The organism is Mycobacterium yunnanensis (assembly GCF_025823185.1).
Lineage (GTDB): Bacteria > Actinomycetota > Actinomycetes > Mycobacteriales > Mycobacteriaceae > Mycobacterium > Mycobacterium yunnanensis.
Genome location: NZ_JACKVK010000005.1, coordinates 601,723 through 608,029 on the forward strand (window position 1 = coordinate 601,723; position 6,307 = coordinate 608,029).

Sequence of the window (6,307 nt, forward strand, 5' to 3'; positions counted from 1 at the left end):
CCAGCCAAGGTCGGGTAAGAAGTGACCCATGGCCAGCGTCGACGTTTCGGTTAAGTCCAAGCTCTCACCCGACAACGCGTGGAAGTTGGCGTCCGACCTCGGTCGGTTCGACGAGTGGCTGACCATCTTCGGTGGGTGGCGAAGCCCGGTGCCCGAGGTCATCGAGAAGGGCACCACGGTGTCCTCGCTGATCAAGGTGAAGGGCTTCCGCAACACCATCCACTGGGAGGTGACCAACTACGACGAGCCCCACCGCATCGAGATGTGCGGCAAGGGCTTCGGCGGCGTTCAGATCTCGCTGCGCACCGACATCCGCGACGATCAGCCCGGCACGACGTTCCACCTCGTCGCCGACCTCAGTGGCGCGGTGCTCAACGGTCCGGTGGGTGCGCTCGTCGCGCGGGTGATCAAGGGTGACGTCAAGCGGTCGGTGGAGAACCTGGCGCGCCTGCAATAGCGGCGCGGTCGATTCCGACCGCCGACGTCACCGCAGCTCAGGGCCCTGGCGAGGAGTCTCGGGTCGAAGCCGGTTGGCGACACCTCTACGGTGTAGTGACGGGTTGGGTCACATCGCCGATGAAGGGTGCCGAGGACGTTGTTGGGCCATGGACTGGTCGTCCTTCTCGCGCTGTGCTCGGCGGTGTGCATGGCCGTCGGGATCGTCGTGCGGCAGCGGGCCACGATGGACGTGCCAGCCGATCAAAGCGTCAGCACCCGCATGTTCGCGACCCTGCTGCGGCGCCCGTTGTGGTGGGCGGGCACCGGGGTCGCCGTCGCCGGTTACGTGTTTCAGGCGTTGGCGCTCGTCAAGGGGTCCCTGATCGTCGTCCAGCCACTTCTGGTGTCGGCGTTGCTGTTCGCCCTGCCGCTGAGCGCGCGGCTGGCGGGCCGGCGGGTGACCCGTCGAGAGTGGCTGTGGGCGGCGCTGCTGACGGTGTCGCTGGCCTTCTTCGTGCTGTTGGCCCGCCCCGGTCCGCCGGACCGGCCCGCGTCGCTGGTGACGTCGGCCGTCGTGTCGCTCGGCTGCGTCGTGTTGATCATGGCCTGCATCCTCGTCGCCCGGCGGTTGGAGGGCGCACGTCGGGCGGTGCTGTTCGCCGTCGGCGTCGGCGTGCTCTTCGGGGCGGTCGCCGTGCTCACCAAGTACGTCATGCACCTGCTCGACGAGCGGGGGCCTATGGGGCTGCTGGCGACGCCGGCGCCCTATGCACTGATCGCGCTCGGCATCATCGCGACGCTGCTGCAGCAGTCCGCCTTCCACGCCGGTGCGCTGCAGACCTCCGTGCCGGCGATGCTCGTGTTGGAACCCATCGTCGCGGTGGCCCTCGGTGCCCTGCTGCTCGGTGAGGAACTCGACGTCGACGGCGTCGAACTGCTCGCCCTCGTGCTCGCCGTGGGCGCCATGACCGCGGCGACCTTCTCGCTGGGGCGCGGTGAGGGCGCCTACGCCGCCGAACTCGAGATCGAGGCCGCCCGCGCGGCGGCCTGATCCCCAGTTCGGGCCGGTCAGTTCCTGGTCGACGTGATGTAGGTGACGCCGCTCATGGTGGGAGCGTCGTCGTCGTCATCGGCCTTCGGGATCGCGTCGAAGCCGTGCGTCTGCAGGAGCTCGTCCATCGGCGTCGCCACCGACGACCAGCCGCGGGCGGCGAGGTACTCGGCGACGTCGTTGCGCTCGCCCACGAAGGTGAGATCGCTGAAATCGAGGTCGAACCCGTGCTCACGCCACTTGGCCGTGGACTGCTGCATGCGTTCGCGCATCTCCTCCGAGTCGAACGCGGCGGTGTTCGGCACGGCCTCGCTGCCCAGCCGGCTACCCGGCGAACTGAGCGTGGTGACGGCGTCGAGCAGCCGGTCCTGCGCCTCGGGTGGCAGGTAGCCGTACAGGCCCTCGGCGATCCACGCCGACGGCTGGCTCGCGTCGAAGCCGGCGGCCTCGAGCGCCGCGGGCCAGTCGTCGCGCAGGTCGACCGCCACCGCGCGCCGCTCGGCGGTGGGTTCGGCGCCCAGGCCGGCCAGTGTCGTGGACTTGAACTCGATGACGGCCGGCTGGTCGATCTCGTATACCGTCATGTCCGCCGGCCACTGCAGCCGGTAGGCGCGGGCGTCCAAACCGGAGGCCAGGATGACGGCCTGCCGGATTCCGGCGGCGGCTGCGTCGGCGAAGAACTCGTCGAAGTACCGCGTCCTGGCGGCCATCGCCGCGGGCATCTGCGCCAGCCCCCAGCCGCCCTCGCCAGCGTCGACGTCGGATCCGCTGAGGTCGCCACTGGCCCACCGGGTGAGGAAGTCCACACCCACCGCGCGGACCAACGGTTCGGCGAATGGATCGTCGATCGCTCCGTCGCGGGTGGCGATCGCCCTGGCGGCCGCCACCATCGTCGCGGTGGTGCCCACGCTGGTCGCGAGATCCCAGGTGTCGTCTTCGGTGCGGCTCATCTCTACCTCTCCATAGGTTACTTAGACAGCATAATGATCAATGCGGGACATGGTCGCGCTCACAGGAAACTGCCAGGTCAGAAGTTTGGGGCATATCTTTAGTTTTGCTAACGTTGTACCCGACGGGTCAGGCAACGGCGCCTCCCCACCTCTACTTCCCATTCACCAACGCAGTAATCGCAAGGGGTCTTCCATGTCGAACAACAGCCGCGAAGCGCGCCACGAGCGCCGCGTCGCCGACCTGTACGCCGACGACGAGCAGTTCGCCGCCGCAGCGCCCGATGGCGCCGTCAGTGAGGCTGCGGGCCAACCCGACCTGCGCCTGCCCGATGTCGTCCGCACCGTGATGGAGGGCTACGCCGACCGGCCCGCGCTCGGTCAGCGCGCCGTGGAGTACGTCACCGACGCCGGCCGCACCACCGCCAAGCTGCTGCCGCGCTTCGAGACCATCAGCTACGGCCAGCTCTGGGAGCGCATCCAGGCGTTCGCGGCCGCACTGCATGACGACACCGTCCGCCCCGGAGACCGCATCGCGGTCCTGGGCTTCACCAGCGTCGACTACGCCGTCGTCGACACCGGCGCCTCACAGCTCGGTGCGGTGTCGGTACCGCTGCAGACCAGTGCTCCGCAGTCCCAGCTGCAGCCGATCATTGCCGAAACCGAACCCGTCGTGATCGCGTCGAGCATCACCTACGTCGACGACGCGGTCGAGCTCGTCCTCGCCGCCGCGACGCCGCCCGCTCGGCTCGTCGTGTTCGACTACCAGCCCCAGGTCGACGACCAGCGCGAGGCGCTCGAGGCCGCCACGGCCCGGCTCCAGGACACCTCGGTGGTCGTCGAGACCATGGCCGACGTCCTGAACCGCGGCGCGGCGCTGCCCGCACCTCGGTCGGTCGTCGGAGAGGGTGACGACCCGCTCGCGCTGCTGGTCTACACCTCCGGCAGCACCGGCGCGCCCAAGGGCGCGATGTACCCGGAGAGCAAGGTCGCGAACATGTGGCGCGCGGCCGCCAATTCGCACTGGGACGAGAACCAGGGCGTCCTGCCCGCGATCACGCTGGCCTTCCTGCCGATGAGCCACGTCATGGGCCGCGGCATCCTCTACGGCAGCATCGCCAGCGGCGGCACCGTCTACTTCGCCGCCCGCAGCGACCTGTCGACCCTGCTGGAGGACCTCGCGCTGGTCCGGCCCACGCAGCTCAACTTCGTGCCGCGGATCTGGGACATGCTGTACCAGGAGTACGTCAGCCAAAGTGACCGCGGCGCAACCATGGACGAGCTGCGGCAGAGCCTGCTCGGTGGGCGCTACGTCAGCGCCCTCACCGGCTCGGCGCCCATCTCGCCCGAGCTCAAGGCCTGGGTCGAGGAGTTCCTCGACATGCACGTCCTGGAGGGCTACGGCTCGACCGAGGCAGGCGCGGTCTTCGTCGACGGCGTGATCCGGCGGCCACCGGTGATCGACTACAAGCTCGTCGACGTGCCCGAGTTGGGTTACTACGGGACCGACGTTCCGCATCCCCGCGGCGAGCTGCTGGTCAAGTCCGAGCAGCTGTTCCCCGGGTACTACAAGCGGCCCGAGGTCACCGCCGAGGTGTTCGACGCCGACGGCTACTACCGCACTGGTGACATCGTCGCCGAGCTCGGCCCCGACCAGGTGCAGTACCTGGACCGGCGCAACAACGTCATCAAGCTGGCCCAGGGCGAGTTCGTCACGGTGTCCAAGCTCGAAGCGGCGTTCACCGACAGCCCGCTGGTGCGTCAGATCTACATCTACGGCAACAGCGCGCGGCCATACCTGCTGGCCGTCGTGGTCCCCACCGACGACGCCCAATCACGTTACGGCGCAGACGAGCTGAAGCCAGCTATCAGCGCCTCGCTCAAGGAAGCGGCGCGGACCGCGGGCTTGCAGAGTTACGAAGTTCCTCGCGACTTTCTGGTGGAGACCACTCCGTTCACGACGGAGAACGGCCTGCTGACCGGCATCCGCAAGCTGGCCTGGCCACGGCTCAAGGAGCGTTACGGCGCCGAACTCGAGCAGCTGTACGCCGACCTGGCCGACGGCCAGGAGGGCGAACTGCGGGCTCTGCGTAACGGCGGTGCCGACCGGCCGGTCCTCGAGACCGTCGGTCGCGCAGCCACGGCGCTGCTGGGTGCGGCCGCCTCCGACGTGCAGCCCGACGCCCAGTTCACCGATCTCGGCGGGGATTCGTTGTCCGCCTTGACCTTCGCCAACCTGCTGCACGACATCTTCGGCGTCGACGTCCCCGTCGGCGTGATCGTCAGTCCCGCGAGCGACCTCGCGTCGATCGCCGCCTACGTCGAGGCCCAGCGGACCGGCGGCAGCAAGCGCCCCACCTACGACGCGATCCATGGTCGCGACGCGACCGTGGTGCGTGCCGCCGACCTGACACTGGACAGGTTCGTCGATGCGGACACCCTCGCGGCGGCCGCCTCGCTACCCCATGCCAGTTCCGAGGTGCGCACCGTATTGCTGACGGGCGCAACGGGATTCCTAGGCCGCTACCTGGCGCTGGAATGGCTGGAACGGATGGATCTGGTCGACGGCAAGGTCATCTGCATCGTGCGCGCCAAGTCCGACGACGAGGCACGCCGCAGGCTGGACGACACCTTCGACAGCGGCGATCCCGCACTGCTCGAGCACTACCGGGCGTTGGCCGCCGACCACCTCGAGGTGTTCGCCGGTGACAAGGGCGAGGCCAACCTCGGTCTCGACGACGCCACCTGGCAGCGGCTGGCCGACACCGTCGACCTGATCGTCGACCCGGCGGCGCTCGTCAACCACGTCCTGCCCTACAGCCAGCTGTTCGCGCCGAACGTGCTCGGCACCGCCGAGCTCCTCCGCATCGCGCTCACGACGAAGATCAAGCCGTTCGTCTACGTGTCCACGGTCGCCGTCGGCGCGGGTATCGACCCGGCCGAGAACACCGAGGACGCCGACGTCCGCGTGGTCAGCGCGACCCGCACGGTCGACGAGAGCTACGCCAACGGGTACGGCAACAGCAAGTGGGGCGGAGAGGTGCTGCTGCGCGAGGCCCACGAGCACTACGGTCTGCCGGCATCGGTGTTCCGCTGCGACATGATCCTCGCCGACACCACGTATGCCGGTCAGCTCAACCTGCCCGACATGTTCACCCGCATGATGCTGAGCCTGGTGGCGACCGGCGTTGCGCCGCAGTCGTTCTACCAGTTGGGCGCGAACGGTGAGCGCCAGCGGGCGCACTACGACGGCCTCCCGGTGGAGTTCATCGCCGAGGCGATCTCCACTCTGGGCGTTCGGGTTCAGGACGGCTTCGAGACCTACCACGTCATGAACCCGTACGACGACGGCATCGGCATGGACGAGTTCGTCGACTGGCTCGTCGACGCGGGATACCCGATCCGCCGCATCGAGGACTACGGCGACTGGCTGCAACGCTTCGAGACCACGTTGCGGAGCTTGCCGGAGAAGCAGCGCAACGCCTCGCTGTTGCCGCTGCTGCACAACTACCAGTCCCCGGAGCATCCGATGAACGGGTCGATCGCCCCGACCGACCGGTTCAGGGCTGCCGTTCAAGAGGCCAAGATCGGGCCGGACAAGGACATCCCGCACATCACCGCGCCGGTGATCGTCAAGTACGTCACCGACCTGAAGGTGCTGGGCCTGCTGTAGCTCGGCTGGCGCCGGGTCTCATCCCCCCGGCGCCGCCCCCGCATCGAGTGTGCTGTGGGGTCGCGATTCGTCGAGGCGGACTCAAGTGGTCGCTGCAACACCTGATTGGTTGAGGGGTGTTGTTCGATGGGGTTTCGCAAGCACGGCAGCAAAACGGTTCCCGCGGCGGCGCGCGGGGTGTTTCTGGAGGCGTTGAGG

General features: G+C 68.4%; 4 protein-coding genes. 3 read left to right on the top strand and 1 reads right to left on the bottom strand.

Going from position 1 to position 6,307, the window contains the following annotated elements:
* The first annotated feature begins 28 nt into the window (after positions 1-28).
* Complete coding sequence (locus tag H7K45_RS10075) at positions 29-457, top strand: type II toxin-antitoxin system Rv0910 family toxin (RefSeq protein WP_263995632.1); 429 nt, start codon at positions 29-31, stop codon at positions 455-457.
* Between the two features lie 138 nt (positions 458-595).
* Positions 596-1,489 (top strand): DMT family transporter, encoded by an 894-nt coding sequence (locus H7K45_RS10080; protein ID WP_263995633.1) that lies wholly within the window; start codon positions 596-598, stop codon positions 1,487-1,489.
* Between the two features lie 17 nt (positions 1,490-1,506).
* On the opposite strand, the gene H7K45_RS10085 is transcribed toward H7K45_RS10080, so the two are convergent.
* On the bottom strand, positions 1,507-2,439 hold the full coding sequence (locus H7K45_RS10085; protein ID WP_263995634.1) for an SAM-dependent methyltransferase: 933 nt from the start codon (positions 2,437-2,439) through the stop codon (positions 1,507-1,509).
* A gap of 193 nt (positions 2,440-2,632) precedes the next feature.
* Between H7K45_RS10085 and car the strand changes: the two genes are divergently transcribed.
* Positions 2,633-6,109, top strand: coding sequence for a carboxylic acid reductase (gene car / locus H7K45_RS10090; RefSeq protein WP_263995635.1), 3,477 nt, complete (start codon positions 2,633-2,635; stop codon positions 6,107-6,109).
* Positions 6,110-6,307 lie beyond the last annotated feature (198 nt).